At 42.3% G+C, this 16,934-nt stretch carries 7 protein-coding genes and 1 riboswitch; all 7 genes read right to left on the reverse strand.

Annotated elements, in window-relative coordinates; translation table 11 throughout:
* Window positions 1-27 precede the first annotated feature (27 nt).
* The 7 genes from THIAE_RS10675 to THIAE_RS10685 are packed head-to-tail and all read right to left on the reverse strand — an operon-like array spanning window position 28 to window position 16,484.
* Window positions 28-4,146 carry a response regulator gene (locus tag THIAE_RS10675; protein ID WP_006460129.1) on the reverse strand — a complete coding sequence of 1,373 codons (4,119 nt, stop codon included), beginning with the start codon at window positions 4,144-4,146 and terminating at the stop codon, window positions 28-30.
* 13 nt (window positions 4,147-4,159) lie between these two features.
* Window positions 4,160-4,573 (reverse strand): response regulator, encoded by a 414-nt coding sequence (locus THIAE_RS09910; RefSeq protein WP_006460128.1) that lies wholly within the window; start codon window positions 4,571-4,573, stop codon window positions 4,160-4,162.
* Between the two features lie 21 nt (window positions 4,574-4,594).
* Window positions 4,595-5,674, reverse strand: a complete 1,080-nt coding sequence (locus THIAE_RS09915; RefSeq protein ID WP_006460127.1) for an HD-GYP domain-containing protein — start codon at window positions 5,672-5,674, stop codon at window positions 4,595-4,597.
* 3 nt (window positions 5,675-5,677) lie between these two features.
* Window positions 5,678-9,160: a response regulator gene (locus tag THIAE_RS10680; protein ID WP_006460126.1), complete on the reverse strand. Its 3,483-nt coding sequence runs from the start codon at window positions 9,158-9,160 to the stop codon at window positions 5,678-5,680.
* Window positions 9,161-9,201: 41 nt separating this feature from the next.
* Entirely contained in the window at window positions 9,202-9,657 is a 456-nt protein-coding gene (locus THIAE_RS09925; RefSeq protein WP_006460125.1) for a hypothetical protein, read from the reverse strand.
* 3 nt (window positions 9,658-9,660) lie between these two features.
* The gene (locus THIAE_RS09930) at window positions 9,661-13,803 is read right to left on the reverse strand and encodes a response regulator (protein WP_006460124.1); all 4,143 of its coding nucleotides are present in this window, start codon (window positions 13,801-13,803) and stop codon (window positions 9,661-9,663) included.
* Window positions 13,804-13,838: 35 nt separating this feature from the next.
* Window positions 13,839-16,484, reverse strand: coding sequence for an ATP-binding protein (locus tag THIAE_RS10685; RefSeq protein ID WP_006460123.1), 2,646 nt, complete (start codon window positions 16,482-16,484; stop codon window positions 13,839-13,841).
* Window positions 16,485-16,651: 167 nt separating this feature from the next.
* Window positions 16,652-16,770: riboswitch (TPP riboswitch) on the forward strand.
* Window positions 16,771-16,934 lie beyond the last annotated feature (164 nt).

Below are 16,934 nucleotides of genomic sequence, written 5' to 3' on the forward strand. Positions count from 1 at the left end.
ATTAGCTAAAACCACTATTATACCTGCTCAGTCGGGCAAGAGGTCTAATACCTTGTCATAGTCAAAATCATCAAGCATGGTTGCTATTTGTTGCACAGACTCTGGGGTTAAATAGTGTGAAAAATAGTGCTTATGCGCATTAAAATGATCATGCGCTGAACCACTAAAGTCTTCAAGCAATGATTTAAACCTTGTTAAGATATTTTGCCATTCGGCTTCATCAAGTGCCACTTGGTTCAGGTTCACCGATGGCGCTTGGTCTTTAGGCTGCAGTTTACAGTAGTCTTCAAGCTGACTGATCAAAGTCTGATAGGATGCAATAAATTCGTCATCTACTAAACCCTCAATAGCCTCATACTGCTGATTTTGTAACCCTGCTTCAATATCGGCCAACTTGGCCGCCATTTCAGTCAGACCAAAGGTTAACATGATGCCCTTCAGGGTATGTGCATTGATTAATGCATCCTCCCATTCTGAACCCGCTAAGCTGTTTGCTAACTCAACCAGGCTCTGCTGATAGCGTGCTGCAAAATCACACAAGGACGCCATTATTAAACCAGGCTTCGCACCCAAATTACGTTGCAGCACAGCGATATCTAATCCTGTTATATTGGGAAGCTCAAACATTGCTGGATGATCAACGGACGGGCTAGGCAGTATCACCGTTGTCACCTGCAACCAGTTAGCTAGGGCCTTGTAAAAGCCTGCCGGATCAATGGGTTTAGATAGATGAGAATTCATCCCCACTTCTAAACAGCGCTGTCTTTCCTCTTCAAGAGCATGAGCTGTCATAGCAATAATCGGGGTGGTAATCCCTGCCGCACGCATCATTCGTGCTGCATTCAAGCCATCAAGAACGGGCATTTGAATATCCATTAAGATTAAATCGTACGCCTGCTGCTGATCCACAACAAATGACACGGCAATTTGACCGTTATCAGCGCAGGTTATATCAGCATGTGTTTCCTGCAACAGCTCTGTCGCAATTTGTTGATTAATGGGATTGTCTTCAACCAGTAAAATTCGTTTACCACTTAAATCAGGATAGCCTTCGGATAAGTTTTCATAAGTGTTTAGCGCAACGCCGCTGAGTAACTTATAAAGCTTCTCGGCAAAAACGGGCTTCATTATGGCCCGTTCAATATCGACACCCTGCGCCAAGTCATTCAACTCGGTCACATCATAAAAAGACATCAACACACAACGATTAATTAGGATAGGAAAATGTTGTTTGATTTCATTGAGTAACCACAACCCATTTTTATCGGGCATTTGCCAATCGATAAAAATCCAGTCTGGCACAGCTTGAGTGCTCGATAACCATGCCAAGGCTGCCTCAGCCGTAGTCTCTGGTCTTGACTCAATACCAAATAGCGCCAGTTGACTTGCCACCTGTTGTCTTGCGAGTGGGTGATCATCAACAATTAATGCATTCTGATCTAATTTTGGATAAGCCAAAGGTTGTACAGCTGAACTTTGGGCTACCCCAACGCTAAATACGAACTGACTGCCCTTACCAAACTCACTAGCAACCGTCACATCACCGTTCATTAAACGTGCTAAATTTCTTGAAATTGCCAGACCTAAACCGGTACCGCCATATTTACGCGTGGTACTGGCATCCGCTTGAGAAAACTCTTTAAACAACTTACTCATTTGCGCATCGGTCATCCCAATGCCAGTGTCTTCAACCTTAAACACCATTTTTGATTTAGCCTGATCAAAGCTCACTGCTAAGCTGACATAACCTTGCTCAGTAAATTTCACGGCATTATTAAGCAAATTAATCAGCACTTGTTTAATGCGTGACGCATCACCGATTAGCCCTAAATGAAGCGCGGTAGTTAATTCAGGTGCAATAGACACAATTAATTCTAATCGCTTAGCACGCGCAACCACTTGGACGGGTAACAGCGAGTCTTGAGCGAGTTGTTCAATATTTAATTGCGTCTCATCAAGCTCTAACTTGCCCGCCTCAATCTTGGAGAAATCCAAAATATCATCAATAATCGTCAATAACCCATCGGCTGAACGCTTGATTTTTTCAATATAATCGCGCTGCTTATCGTCTAAATTTGTTTTTAATGCCAAATGCGACATGCCCAAAATAGCATTCATTGGCGTACGAATTTCATGACTCATATTGGCTAAAAAGTGCGTCTTAATAGTCGAGGCCTCTTCAGCATTTCGTTTTTCAATTTCTAATTTTTGCAATAACTCGCGCTGCTCTGCCGCTTGTTGCAAACTGGCAATCATCACGCCACAAGTATTATTAAAGGGTTGCAAAAACTCCGCTAACTCAGTGGTGTAATCTGCATCACTGTTGGCAATACCATAAACCCCAATCAGCTCACCCCCTTGAAAAATCGGCACCCCCATATACTTAAGCAAAGGTGGGTGGCCCGGTGGAGTGTGACCGCCACGCGGATCATTTTGAACATCATTACTGATAACGATTTGCTCTTGATACATAACCGCACCAATCATGGTGCTATCACTACACAACAACATATCTTGATTTTTTAATCTCTCATAAAGTTGACGGGATGGCTCGTCCCAGGCAATGTTGGTGATAACATGAATTTTTAAGCAGCGCGAGCCATCTTTTTGAAATAGCACCTCACCAATAAACCCCTGCTCACTATGGGTAATTTTTAGGACACTTTGCAATAAGTCATCCCAAACCTTTTCAGTCTGCTCACTTAAACCAACGAAATCCTCTGTCGCTGTTTTCAAAGCACTCAACAACAAACTACGCGTTTCAGCCTCTTTGCGACTGGCTTCACGTTCGCGAAGATCAGTTACAATGCCAATGAAACTTAATTCATCACCCGAATCAATACGACTGACCACTAAATGAATCGGAAAGTTTTCTCCAGCCTTGTTTAAAGCAACTAACTCGCGCCCACCACCCATTAAACGGCTTTTACCGGTTTCAACATAGTTTTGCACAAACGCATCATGCTCATCAGCATACATAGCGGGCATTAATTTTTTGACATTTTGCCCTAACAGCTCTTCCGCTGAATAACCAAAAATTCGTAAAGCAGCCGGGTTTAAACGAATCATTTCAGCCTTTAAATTAATTTGAATAATACCTACTGCCGCCGCATTTAGGATCGCTTCATTTTGATGAAGTGGTAAAAAAGCTTGGCGGCGAATACCCCGCCCGAATACAAATAAAATAATCAGTAAAATGACCGCCCCCAAAATCAGCACGACTCGATTAAAGGTTTTGGTTAACATAATTTGCTGATATTGAACGTTTAACCCTTGGTTAACCAAGTGTAAGGTCTTATTTAACTGGGCATAAAAAGGTCTAGATACATCGGGACCAAAATCAATACTCGAATTGGCTATATAGCTGCGATTTAGCATGGGGGAAACATAATCAGCCTTTAACTGCCGATATGCCATCTGATCCTCATCAAGCTGCGCCAACAGCTCGGCCGAAAAACTATCCTGGTGCACACTGATTAATGCATCGAGTTTATTAAACTGCAGGTCAGCTTCATTAATGCGAGTTCTTAATGCACCAACCTGCTCATAGCCAGTACCATCAATCACCCGTATAGTACTTAATACATTAGATAAGGCTTGGCGATAGTTTAAATAAATGCGCATAAGCGCCATATGATCAGTGACTTGTGACTCATAAATAGGCGTTTGAAAGAATAAATTACTGATGGAGCCTACAAGATGAGCATGGAGGTTAGTGCCTTTGACTTTAAGCTGCTCACCCAATAGGTAACAAGATACTGCGTCATTACAGGCATAGAGCGCCAGACGAGTTTGCTCGAACTCATGAACTAAATGCTTTAAATAATCACCATCGGCTTCTGCATCCGTAAATAAGGCTGTTGAAAAAACTAACTGCGTGAATCGGCGAGTGTCTGCTGCCATCGCATCTAGCTCTTCTTGTGTTACAAAGCGAGGAATCTGGCTCCATACATAGCCACGGCGCGCCTCTTGGGTAATAGCAAAACCATAATCAATCACAACCGGCAAACTTGCTAACTTTTTCTGATAGTCTTGTTGTTCTTTGATCAACATAATGGCATAGACAAGCATCGCAATAACAATCGCTAGAGTAATAGCAAATACCGTTGCTAATTGTAAATTGAGCGTGCGAATGCCGTTTTTCATACCATTACTACTCTTAAATTTGTTTACGCACCGAGCTAGAAAACAACCTAATAATCTTATCAGACAGCATTTTAGCGCTCAGTGGTTTAACAATAAAATCATCGACACCTGCTTTAAGTGCCAATTGCACCACACTAGCAGCAGTATCTGCTGTAATCATAATGAACTTTGTATGCTTTAGATGAGATAGATTCCTCACTTCTTCCAGTAAAGCCAAACCACTTAGATCTGGCATGTTGTTGTCTAGTAACACCAAATCGTAGGATTGTTTTTGTAACAGAGTCAAAGCTTTCTTGGCATTAATCAAAACGGACACATTTTTATAACCTTCTCCATGAAGCATAGAACTGATTAGGCGACACATGTGTGGCGTATCATCCACAACCAGAATCGACAGATCTGCATTTTTGTTAAGTATCTTAGCCATAGGCCTTTTCCTAATGGGAAGCTAGTCAGCAAGCTGACTACTAATCTCCGCAACCTCTGCTTCGATGCGTAAAAAGCAGGCAAATAACTCTGGATCAAAGTGTTTTTCACTCATCTCTTTCATGATCGTCAAGGTTTGTTCGTGATCAAAGCCTTTTTTGTAGGGGCGAGATGAACGCAAAGCGTCATAAACATCCGCTATCGCCATTAATCGACCTGCCAAAGGAATATCGTTACCTGCGAGCCCATTAGGATAGCCGCTGCCATCCCACTTTTCGTGATGGCTTATCGCAATCGCCTTGGCCATCTCTAAATAGCCACCATAGCTTCCCATTGACTTGGCTGCCGAGGCGAGAATGTCATGACCACGCTGAGCATGGGTTTTCATAATTTCAAATTCTTCATCTGTTAACTTGCCTGGCTTTAATAGAATATGGTCTGGTATCGAAATCTTGCCAATATCATGTAGTGGTGCACAGCGGGTGATGAGCTCGATTTCCTGATCAGTTAACCTTAAATGAGGCAAATTAGATTGTGCCTGCTGAGCAATGAGCTGCACAAATTTTTGCGTCCGTTTGATGTGCATACCGGTATCTTCGTCCCGAAACTCGGCCAAAGAAATCATCACAGCTAAACTGGCATCTTGTAGGTTATAAATATCACTTAAACGCTGTTGTAAATCTTCTTCTAAGCGATCTTTTTGCATTGTCAGGCTATCATGAAACAACTTGAGCTGTAGGTGAGTATAAATTCTAGCTAAGAGCACATCTGGATTTATCGGCTTGGTTATAAAGTCATTCCCCCCAACCTGTAAGGCTTTTTTTTCATCTTCGGCCTTGGTTAGCGCCGTTAAAAAAAGAATGGGAATAGACTGCCTTTCTGGATCTTGCTTGAGTCGACGACACACTTCATAACCATCCATTTCTGGCATCATGACATCGAGCAAAATTAAATCCACTGGCAATCTTGCTAACAAACTTAATGCTTTTTCCCCAGAGTTAACTAACTTAACGTCATACTCTTCTTCCAGTAAAGCCTTTAGTAGCATCAGGTTAGCGGGTGTATCATCCACACAAAGTATCGTAGGTTTGATTGCAGACATAATTTAGTTACCTGTTATTCTTTTTTGTTGTCGTAAGTACTGGCGCTGCGCTAACTTGTGCAGTACTTTTTCAAGCTTTTCACGTTCAATGGGCTTAGTTATATAATCATCCATGCCCAATTGGTAGGACTTTTCAATCTCTTCTTGCATCGCATGTGCTGTCACCGCCACAATCGGAATGGCATCATACTGACTATCGGCACGAATATGCTTAGTAGCTTCATGCCCGCCCATTACCGGCATTTGTAAATCCATTAAGATGGCATCAATCTCATTATGTGCGCCATTCATTAGCATATCAAGAGCTTGCTGACCATCCTCAGCCAACAAACTATTAACTCCCAACCTCGATAAATACTCTAAAACAATCTGTTGGTTAATCTTATTATCTTCGACAACCAAAATCTTTAAACCACTCAATTGCTTCAGATCGTCTGAACTAGCGCTTTTAGGTTGCATTGATGGCTCTTGCTCTTGCTCTTGCTCTTGCTCTTGCTCTTGCATTTGATTTATCAGACCCAACTGCCTAAATAGCCGCGTCGGAGCGATAGGTTTATCAATAAAGCCACCCAAACCAAACTCAGTTATAGCCTGCTCAATTTCCTGGTTTTTAATGGCTGACACAATTAAGGTTTTTGCCAACAACGCAGGTCGATTATTTGCTAACCATTCACACAAGGCTAAAGCCAACTCATCTTGCAGATACCAATCTATTAACAGCCAATCTAGTGGTTGCGAGGCAGTTAGTATAGCAATCGCCTGGCCACAATTTTCAACTTCAACTATCTGCGTATTAAGACGACCTAAGTAGGCCTTTAAAATATCTCGCGCAATTTTTTGATCATCCAATACCATAATATTGGCTGGAAGAGCGGCGGGGTTAAATTCGACTCGCGTCATATCCTGTTGCCATGGTAGCACTAGAGTAAACTCAAACTCACTTCCTTTGCCTAATTGACTCTTAACCGTAATTTCACCGCCCATTAACTTAACCAGACGCTGTGCAATCGCCAAACCTAAACCGGTACCGCCATATTTTCGCGTCGTGGTCTCATCTGCCTGCATAAATTCATTAAATAACAATGCTTGGGTGTCTTCGTTCATCCCAAGACCACTATCTTTAACACTAAAATGAACCTGCACCGCATCATCTAGTGGAGGACCTATGTTGACACTCAGTAACACATAGCCACGATCAGTAAATTTAATTGCATTGGCCAATAGGTTGTTGAGCACTTGCTGAAGTCGCAAACTATCCCCCATGACCAAGCAGGCCTGGTTGTCTAGAGATGCAACATCAAAATTCAATCCGATTTCAAGCTTTTTACTCCGCGAAGCGGCCGACATAACCGCCACTAAATCCACAACCATCGACTCTAAATTAAACCATGAGGTATCGAGTTTTAAATGCCCTGAATCCATTTTAGAGAAATCTAAAATGTCATTAATAACCCCCAGGAGCGCTTTGCCGGAACGCATCAACTTGTCAAGATAGTCTTGCTGTCGCGGCGCAAGCTGGGTATCGTAAAGCAGTTCCCCCATACCCAACACCGCATTCATAGGAGTCCGAATTTCATGACTCATGTTAGCCAAAAACTGTGACTTTGCTTGAGCCGCCTGCTCAGCTTTTTGTTGCGCAGCCATGGCAGTGGCGGTTTTTTGCTCTAGATCCTGTAGCAAGGTTTGGCGCTCAGTTTCTTTAATCCGTCGCTGGATCATCACCGATAAGGCTTCATTTAAAATCGAAATTTCAGCTGAAAAATCGTCCATACCATCAGTTTGTGCCGCAAAACCAAAGTAACCTATCACTTGATCGGTAAGGAGTATTGGATAAATCTGCGCGACATCGGATGAAGCCAAGGGATAAATTTCATCAAACAATATTCGGGTGATCGACTCATCCAATTCAAAAAGATCAATCGTCAATCCTTGCCATAACGGCGTTTGAGCAGCAACTAAACAAGTCATGCGTTCACTGTTACAAGCTAATAATAAGATTTCCTGATCATAGTGCTGAGCAACAAACAGTGCTTTTACACCCAACAGGCGTTGAACCTCCTCTAACAAGGTTTGCCAAAGTTGCTGATCCCAGGTGTCGATAGCACTTTTTTCTAACGCTGTTCTTAGGCTAATTTGCAGTTGGTTTTGTCGCTCTGCGTGTAATGCGAGCTGCTTGCGCTCTGTTAAATCGGTTACCAAAATAATAAACAAGCTACGGCCTGCTTGTTTGATTTCAGAAACTGAAACTTCAACAAAGACAAACTCTTGTTCGCTGTTTAGGGCTAATATTTCACGTTGTCGACCAATAAATTCCGGCTCTGCGCCAGAGAGATAGGCTTGTAGCGCATTAAAAACAGCCAATCTAGATACAGGTGCTAAGAGTTTTGCAATCGATTGTTCAAGTAATTCATCTTCTTGGTAGCCAAAAAGCTCAGTCACTTTTTTATTTATCTTTTCTATTCGCCCCTGCTCATTGATTTGTATCACCCCTACTGGTGCACTCCTTAAAATGGCTTCATTTTGCTTTAAAGGAAGTAATGCTTTGCGTCTGATGGTCAATATGGTGTATATCAACAAGCCGACACCCGCTAAAATCAAACCAATCAAAGCAAAGCGCGTCCATTTGGTATGCTGAATGGTTTGATCTGCTTGAAGCGAAACCTGTTGTAATAATGCATCCCTCAAACGCCATGACGCGTTAACCGGTGCTTGTAAAACAGCATAGTCTAATGGGGCCTGATTCGGATGATGACTAGCTGCAGTCCATGACATAATAGGCTCATAATAATCTGCGAGCTCAAGGATTTGAGTCGAAAAGCGTCCAGGCAATTGTGTCGAGCTAAGCGGTATGGACGATAAAGAATGCTCAATAAGTAACCAGTTAAGTCTTTCAACTCTTGAGTTAAGTAATGCTTGATCATGCCCCGATTGAAGCAAATTTAACTGATTAACAAGATTAGTTAAATAGCCATGCCATCGAGCGACTTGATTAAGAACCCTTACTTCATTACTTATGCCTAAGGTTGTTAGCTGCTCGAGTTGAAATGCATGATGGTGGTAAACTAAACGATATAAGTCTTCTAGCGCTTGAGTAATCGGATTGATCTGCTCAAAGTTACAATTCGGTGGATCTTCACAAGTTTGATGCTGCGCTCGATGATAACTTAGGTCATCAAAAACGATATTAATGAGGTTATCCCAATGTGATTCAGACACCTTGGCATAAAGTGCGTCTAATTGTTCACGGGCATGCGTCAACCGGCGCGGGGCAGCCAGCCCATAATGCACATCTAATGTAAATTGAAGTTCTAAATTAATGGCATCTAGCAAGCGTAAATAGTCTGGAGATTGACTCAAGACTAAGCGCTGTTGTTCTTGTTGCTTGAGTTGTTTTGCGTTGGTTAATATTAAAAAGCTAGACGCTAATACCATTAAAATAATGAACAAACCGGTCAGCAGATTTAATGCATAAAATTTACTATTCATCGCACCTGTACCCTGCTTGACTTAATACTTAACCCCACCGGTTACCTCACGATGTCGCGTAAATAAATGTCTGGTATGCCTCTAACTAAGTCGTAACTAACATAACCAATTGCACCAGGCGTTGATAACACAGCTCGCACCATGTCTCCTTCTGTGGTCACAACCCGTGGTGGGTTACCACGACCACTAAACACCAAACGACTCCAAACTCGCTCCAGTTCCTCAGTTTCAATATCAAGCTGATCCTTAACAAATGTAATATGAATTGGATGACGACTGGGCAATCGAAAGACATGAATAGGCTCACCAGATGGCCAAACTCTTTGACGCATCATGTAAATCTGGACTAAATCATCTGCCAAAATAGATTTAGCATCGGGTTGATTAACTAGCAGCACCCAACTTGACTCTTTCGCCAACAAGGACGGTGCAATAGCCATTAAGATCAAACCTAACAACCCATTAAATCTAAACAACCCGGCGAACTTAGGCATCATTAATTAATTCGTCCCTGCGTCAACATCTTTTAACATCTGCATAGCTTGTTCAAAATCAAAGTTTTTAATCGCACCATCCAGTACTTTATAGGCTTGCTCTGCCATCTGTGCCTCGAAGACTAACTTATTATCAAGCCAGTAATCTATGGCACTAGAGTCATAATCATTTAATAGCTCAAGAAGGTTGGTAATCAGCGCATCAATTTGAACATCCTCATGGCTACTCTGAGCGACTTTAGCCGGGACAGCTACTGATTCCTCAATGAGCAAAGCTTGCTCAAGTTGCATCCAAAGTTTTTGGTGCAACAAGTTCAACGCTTGAAAATAATCATCACTGGGCCAAGAGCCAGCAATTAACAGATCCTCGCCTTGAGCTAATAGTCGGCTAATCTCAATCATACCGACTGATGCGGCTAAGCCCTTAAAGGTATGAATATAGCGTTTGGTATCTTCAAGCTGATTATCGGCCACCATAGCCGCTATTTTTTCGGGCGCATCTTGATAAGAGTCCAATACATCTTTCAAAATCATTTCAAAAAAGCCCGGAGTGGGTGGCATCATCGCGCGGGCCGACTGAAAATCTGTTCCTGGAATGGAATCTATATCTGACATAGCTTCTGCCCCTTGTTGTACTTCTTCTTCTTGATCAAAATTGTTGTTATTAAAGTCATTGTTAACACTGTCTTCAGCAAGATATCTAGCCAGCAACTCATACAACATGGTTGGCAAAATAGGTTTAGCTAAATGATCATTCATACCTGTTGCGGCGAAGTTGGCTACCTCATCAGCCAACACATGCGCGGTCATCGCAATAATAGGCAGCTGCGTTGCAGTAAATTGCTCTCTAATCACCTTAGTCGCTTCAATACCATTCATTATTGGCATTTGGATATCCATTAAAACCAGATCGAATGATAGATTGGTATGACAAATAAAATTAATGGCCTGCTCACCATTTTCAGCCAAGGTAATATCTACGCCAGTCACACTCAACAACTCTTGTGCAATTTGTTGATTAAGACGATTATCTTCCACTAACAAAAGTTTCTTACCCGATAAAGCCGGCACCGGTTGCACCTTAGCTGACTGTGATGACGAGCTTACTTTATCACTAGGTCGATCAGTCAGCGCTGTAACAAAAGTATTAGGCATAACCGGTTTTGCCAATACACGGCTGATATTATGAAGATGAGCAACATGCTGCAACTCAGCCAAATCATAAAACGAAATCAGCACACAACGCTCATGCCAGTTCTGATCAAGGGTCGATATTTTGGCAATCAGCTCAACACCATCGAGTTCAGGCATCACATAATCGACAAATACCTTTAAAATTTGCGCAGGCTCAAACTGATCAATAACAGCTAACAAATCCTTAGCCGATTGAAAACAATAACACTCAAAGCCAAAATCAGCGGCCAATTTTTCAAATTGCATCAGCGCCACTGGATTATCATCCACAATAATAATTTGCGCTGACCAACTCGGACATCTTGCGCTGGGCGCGGCTAATTCAACATCAAATGGTAGGCTTAGGGTAAACTCACTGCCTTCATTAACTTTAGACGCTACAGTTAAATCACCGCCCATTTGCTGGGCTAATTGTTTTGATATCGCAAGTCCGAGGCCTGTTCCGCCATAATTTCGTGCAACCGACTCATCAGTTTGGTTGTAGGACTCAAATAGTTGCGATAGTTGGTTGCTTGTCATACCCACACCTGTATCGGTCACCTTGAAGGTTATCCACCAGGTCGTGTTATGTTGTTCTATCAGTTCAATCTGTACCGCGACATGTCCTTGCGCAGTAAACTTAACGGCATTACTTAGCAAGTTGATCAATATTTGACTTACTCTGACCGCATCACCTTTCAACACTGGCTGCGCGCAATGCGTTAAGGACGAGTCTAAATAAACAATAAGCTCTAATTTTTTAGATTGGGCCTGTGTCTGAACGGCGATCAAGGCATCTTCGATCACCTCTTCCACATAAATAGGAATATGCTCGATAGTTAATTTGCCTGATTCAATTTTTGAAATGTCCAAAATATCATTAATAATGCTTAATAGATGCGTAGCTGAGCGATTGATCTTGTTGATATAGTCCATCTGTTGAGGGTCTAAATTGGTTTTTAACGCCAGGTGCGTCATCCCCAAAATACCGTTCATAGGCGTTCGAATCTCATGACTCATATTAGCCAAGAAATTCGCTTTACTCGTCAGCCCCTTTTCGGGTGTAGCTGTTTCGGTTATAAGGTCAGTACTCAATGCGCTTGTGCTGAGCATTCGATTAAAACAACTTAACCAAGCAGCCGTATGCTGCAACACCTGCGCTGTGACAATCCATTGTTCATCAAAACCGTATTTTTGGTTATTGAAACCTAAAATACCAATTAATTTTTCATCTCTTACCAACGGAAAACATAATATATTTTGTAGCTCTGGATAAGCCTTAGATAACTGGTTCCAACGAGAATCTTGCCGAATATTATTTGAAACAACCAGTCGATTGTTATGTAAATAATTCGCCACCATTCCCTGATTCATCATAAACTCAACTGAGGCTTTGGGTAGACTGCTATCCAAAGCTGTATTGGACAGCATCGCATCGGCAATGACTTCAGGTACCTCTTGATTAGGATCATTAAACCTAACTAACCAGGCACACTCTACATCCAGAACATTAATGGCGTTGGCTAACCAATAGTGATAGTCAGCGGCCTTAACAGAGTGCGCCAGGTCTAATTTACGCATTAAATCTAACGAAAGCCTGCTCAACGCCAACTGACTACTCAATTCCTTAGCCACGTGTTGATCAGTTGGTTTCTTTAATTTGAGCAGCGTATAGGTACCTGCTTGACCTTTAAAATCTTGCGCTGCAACTAAATACTCTAATCGATTACCTAGGCCATCAATAAATCGCGCTAAGCTTGCATCAAGACTTAGCTGACTTAATTGTTGATCATAGTCTGGCATCCAAATACTGATAGCTTGTCCAATGACTTGATGATCAAGGCTTAAATAAGCTTGAGCAAGACCATTAAATTTTACTAGCCTGCCTTGTTGGTCTAATAGCAGTGTCGCGACCTCTGCTGAATCCAAAAAAGCCTTTTCTTCATCCAGGGCTTTTAAATTTTCTTGGCGATTAACGCGGGCTTGAATAAACAAGACTAAAATCAAAAATATTAAAAACACCAAAAACACGCCAAATAGAATGACATTTTTAACCATACTCGCGCGTAGGCTCGACATCATATTGCCACGGTTTAGCACCACGAGGTTTAACAGCTGACCATGTAAGCTCTGATAACGGTTAAGCTGTCTGATCACTAAATCCTCTGAACTTGTAAAGATCCTATTACTCGTCACCGCATCGACTTGAAAGGCCATTTGCGTCTGCTGTATGCGCCACAAATCCACCCATTCAGTCACATTTTCACTGTATCCCAGCTGAACAAGATCTTGCATCAAACCCTGGTGAGTCTGCCAGCGCACCAAATGGTTTTGTAAACTTTCCTGCCACATTTCATTTGGACTGATGGCCATCATAAACGCACTAAATGCAAGGTGCTCAGACACCACATACCAGCGATTAATATGACTTTGTAGTTGCGTTAGTTGAACAAGCTCTTCATTAATGAACGGGATTTGTCTAAAACGATAATCTGCACGTGATAACAACTTATTTTGAATAGAGATAAATGCGTTGTTAAGGTTTTCTGCAATAAAACTGCACTCCTCTTTGCTATGGCAAGAGACGTTACTTTGTCGATAAAAGTTTATTTGCTGCCAGGCCTGCTGCCAGTCATCCTTAAAGGGTCCACTGGGCAATGAAGCCACGAAGCGATGATAGGTCTCATCTGTAATGCTCGTTAAGCCTGATAAGGTATTGGGGTGAAAGGTGGCTAAATAATCTTGCTCTAGGATGCGGTCATCCACAACTGACTCTAATTGAAAAAGGCGCGAACGCGTTTCCTTTAACAAGGCCTGATGAAAGGATTGAATAAGTTGTTGATCCTGAACGATTGCCTGATAATTCAGATAGTATCTTATGCCCAATAGACCGAGCACTAGAGTGGTAATTAAGATAAACAGCCAGGTAAATCGAATTGAAAAAATACGACTTAAAGCAGGACTTTTAGACACCATTAAACACAACCCTTTTTTCACCGGTCTATTAACAACTAAACCGCTTTTTTGTCTGACAACCACTTGGTTAATTTTTCAGCAAGAATGCTCGGATTTACCGGCTTAGAGATGTAATCATCCATGCCCGCTGCATAACAACGTTCTTCATCGCCCTGCATCGCATTAGCCGTCATCGCGATAACGGGTACGCTTTGGTTGAGTCCCTTAGCAAACCTTAATTCGGCCGTCGCTTCAAAGCCATCTTTTACTGGCATTTGACAATCCATCAGTACCAAATCAAATTTATCCTTGGCAAGGATGGCCAAGGCTTCCTCGCCATTGCTGGCTAGCCTAGCCTCTAAGCCCAGTTCTTTTAGCAATGCGATAGCCAATTTCTGATTGATAAGGTTATCTTCCACAAGTAGTATCTTCGCATTAGCTGTTAAACTGACTTCTAACTGTTTAGGCTTAGACTCTTCAAGAGCAGAATGGCTGACTGTAAAAGACGTTAACCAATGGGTTAAATTCTCATATTTTATCGGCTTGATACGCATTTTGATATTGAGCTTTGCAAGCGGATTGCGCCAATTGCTCGCTTGTTTGTGAGACACCAATAACGTGACCTGATGATACTGTGCTGCAATGTCGTTTAATAAACTCAGCGGGCGCTCATAAAGACTTAGCAGCGCGTCTAAATCTATCCAAATAACGGTATTAGCGTCTAGTTTGGCTTCATTTAATGCCACCAAATCTAAGATATCAACCTCAACATTAAGTTGAGAAAACTGCTCTTTGTAACGTTCGGCTAGCGCATCACAGGGTCTTACCCATGCCAGTTTTTTAACTTCTTTCATCGGACGCAAACACACTTGATCAGTGACCGCACGTTGTGGCAATGAAAAATAGAAAGTAGATCCTTGGCCTAGTTCACTCTTAACGCCAATTTCTCCCCCCATTAACTCAATCAATTGCCGCGATATGGCCAGTCCCAGACCCGTGCCACCAAAACTGCGGGTTGAAGAACTATCAACCTGAGAAAATGCGCCAAATAATTTAGCCTGCCCTTGCGACGATATGCCAACACCCGTATCAACAATTTCAAAAAGGATCGTGTCGCTATCACCTTTAGTGACGTTCAAAAACACATAGCCTGCTTGGGTAAATTTAACCGCATTGCCTAACAAGTTAATAATAACCTGTCTTAACCGAACAGAGTCTGCTTCTATGACTTCGGGCAATGAAGGTTCTATATAATAGGCAATATCAAGATTTTTGATTTGAGCTGATGCCGCCACCATATCAATCACACTGTCAAGCAAATGGACAAGCTTAATTGGCTCAAAGGTGACTTCTAACTTACCTGCCTCTATTTTAGAAAAATCTAAAATATCGTTGATAATACCCAACAGCGATTCAGAGCTCGATTTGACGGTCAGAGTTAACTCTTTTTGTTCGGGAGTAAGCGGCGTTGAAAGCAACAAACCGGTCATGCCAATAACACCATTCATTGGCGTACGAATTTCATGACTCATATTGGCTAAAAACTCTGATTTTAATCGCGCAGACTCTAAAGCTTGATCTCGGGCAGACTCAACGGCTAACTCTGCCTTTTTTCGCTCACTGACATCGCGAATAACACCGGTAAATCGTCTTTTACCAGCTAACACCACTTCACTTACCGCTAAATCTACTGGAATAATTTCACCACAACGTTTTACGGCTGAGACATGCCGTGTCTCCCCAATAACCGATTTAATACCGGTGGTTAAATATTGTTTTAAATAACCATCATGCGCTGCATGAAAGGGCTCTGGTACGATAAGCTTAATATTTTGCCCAATAAGTTCTTCAGATCGATACCCTAGAACAGACTCTACCGCTTGGTTGGTTTCCAGAACAATGCCTTTTTCATCAGTAACAATAATGGCATCCACTACCGAGTTCATTATGGTTAGCGTTTTATGCTGTTCAGCTTGCGCTTGAATCGTCGCAGTTTTATTGCGCCGTAACACCAAACCGAGGGTGCCTAATGACAGTATGGCTAACGCAAACATGGCTAAAAAGGTTTGCCAAGCGTGTACTTGGGTTTCAGACTGCATCGTTGATAATGGCCGTGCAACCTCCAACACACCCCTAACATCACCCACTTGCCAGGTAGTTTTTGGCGTACCAGGATAGTAGTTATGACAGGCGACACAGGAGGTTTGCAACACATCTGCAACAGCAAAACGCAGTACAGGTTCACCATTAATATCTTCAAAGCGACTAAAGGATTCTGTAGGATTATGACGCAGATACTCCATCGCATCACGCTCAAAATCATCACGAACCCCTGCGTCTTTACGCCACTCAAAAGGCATATCACTGAATAAACGTACTTTATAATTCGAATTAGATGACAACAGATCACCAAAATCTATGGCAAAGGTGGCTGGCAAAGGAACGGAACCGGGAATGTTTAAGTAGTCGTGCGTGACTTGAATATCATGCATCGCCAAGGCGGGGATAATGGTGTTAGCATAAAAGTTACGAAATTGCGCTACAGATTTAGAAAAATCCTGCGCTTCTTCTATGGCACTGAGTTTGATATAAGCCTGTGAACGGTCATAGTGCCACCAAAATATCACACTTATACCAATTAGCAGTGCAACAGCCACCAGTTGCAGGGAGTAATCCCATAACCTGTCAAAAAATCGCTGCATTCGCCCCCCCGCACATACTTACTTACCTTATCCAAACTATAAGAATAATACCACGGCAATGAAAATGCGATTGAATTTACCGGTTTTATAAGCAAGGTTAACGTCTCAACTAATGCGGTTGTCTATTGACAAGCTCTTGACAAGATTAGGGCACTCACTTAATATAGCAGCATCTCTCGGGGTGCGATTGCGTGTTTTTGTTGCGCGAACGCTGAGAAGGTCTTCGACCTAACCCGCTGAACTTGAACTGGTTAGAACCAGCGTAGGGAAGAGAATCATTTAATCGGCGTGTTTTATTTCTAGTCCTCCCGTCGTTTCTGAATGCCTCCGGTGATCCAAACCGACTTTTCACGCTGTTTTTCTGCCTTTAATTTTAATCTCAAGAACACCTTGTTTAGCGCGTAGCCTTTGTGCTCCAGCGACGCCTCTTTTTGCACAGCAAAAAGCCGA

Origin of the sequence: Thiomicrospira aerophila AL3, from assembly GCF_000227665.2 — a bacterium.
Classification (GTDB): domain Bacteria; phylum Pseudomonadota; class Gammaproteobacteria; order Thiomicrospirales; family Thiomicrospiraceae; genus Thiomicrospira; species Thiomicrospira aerophila.

Coding starts and splice junctions, on each gene's coding strand:
- THIAE_RS10675 (WP_006460129.1), bottom strand. CDS start 4,146: ATGAAAAACGGCATTCGCACGCTCAATTTACAATTAGCAACGGTATTT.
- THIAE_RS09910 (WP_006460128.1), bottom strand. CDS start 4,573: ATGGCTAAGATACTTAACAAAAATGCAGATCTGTCGATTCTGGTTGTG.
- THIAE_RS09915 (WP_006460127.1), bottom strand. CDS start 5,674: ATGTCTGCAATCAAACCTACGATACTTTGTGTGGATGATACACCCGCT.
- THIAE_RS10680 (WP_006460126.1), bottom strand. CDS start 9,160: ATGAATAGTAAATTTTATGCATTAAATCTGCTGACCGGTTTGTTCATT.
- THIAE_RS09925 (WP_006460125.1), bottom strand. CDS start 9,657: ATGATGCCTAAGTTCGCCGGGTTGTTTAGATTTAATGGGTTGTTAGGT.
- THIAE_RS09930 (WP_006460124.1), bottom strand. CDS start 13,803: ATGGTGTCTAAAAGTCCTGCTTTAAGTCGTATTTTTTCAATTCGATTT.
- THIAE_RS10685 (WP_006460123.1), bottom strand. CDS start 16,484: ATGCAGCGATTTTTTGACAGGTTATGGGATTACTCCCTGCAACTGGTG.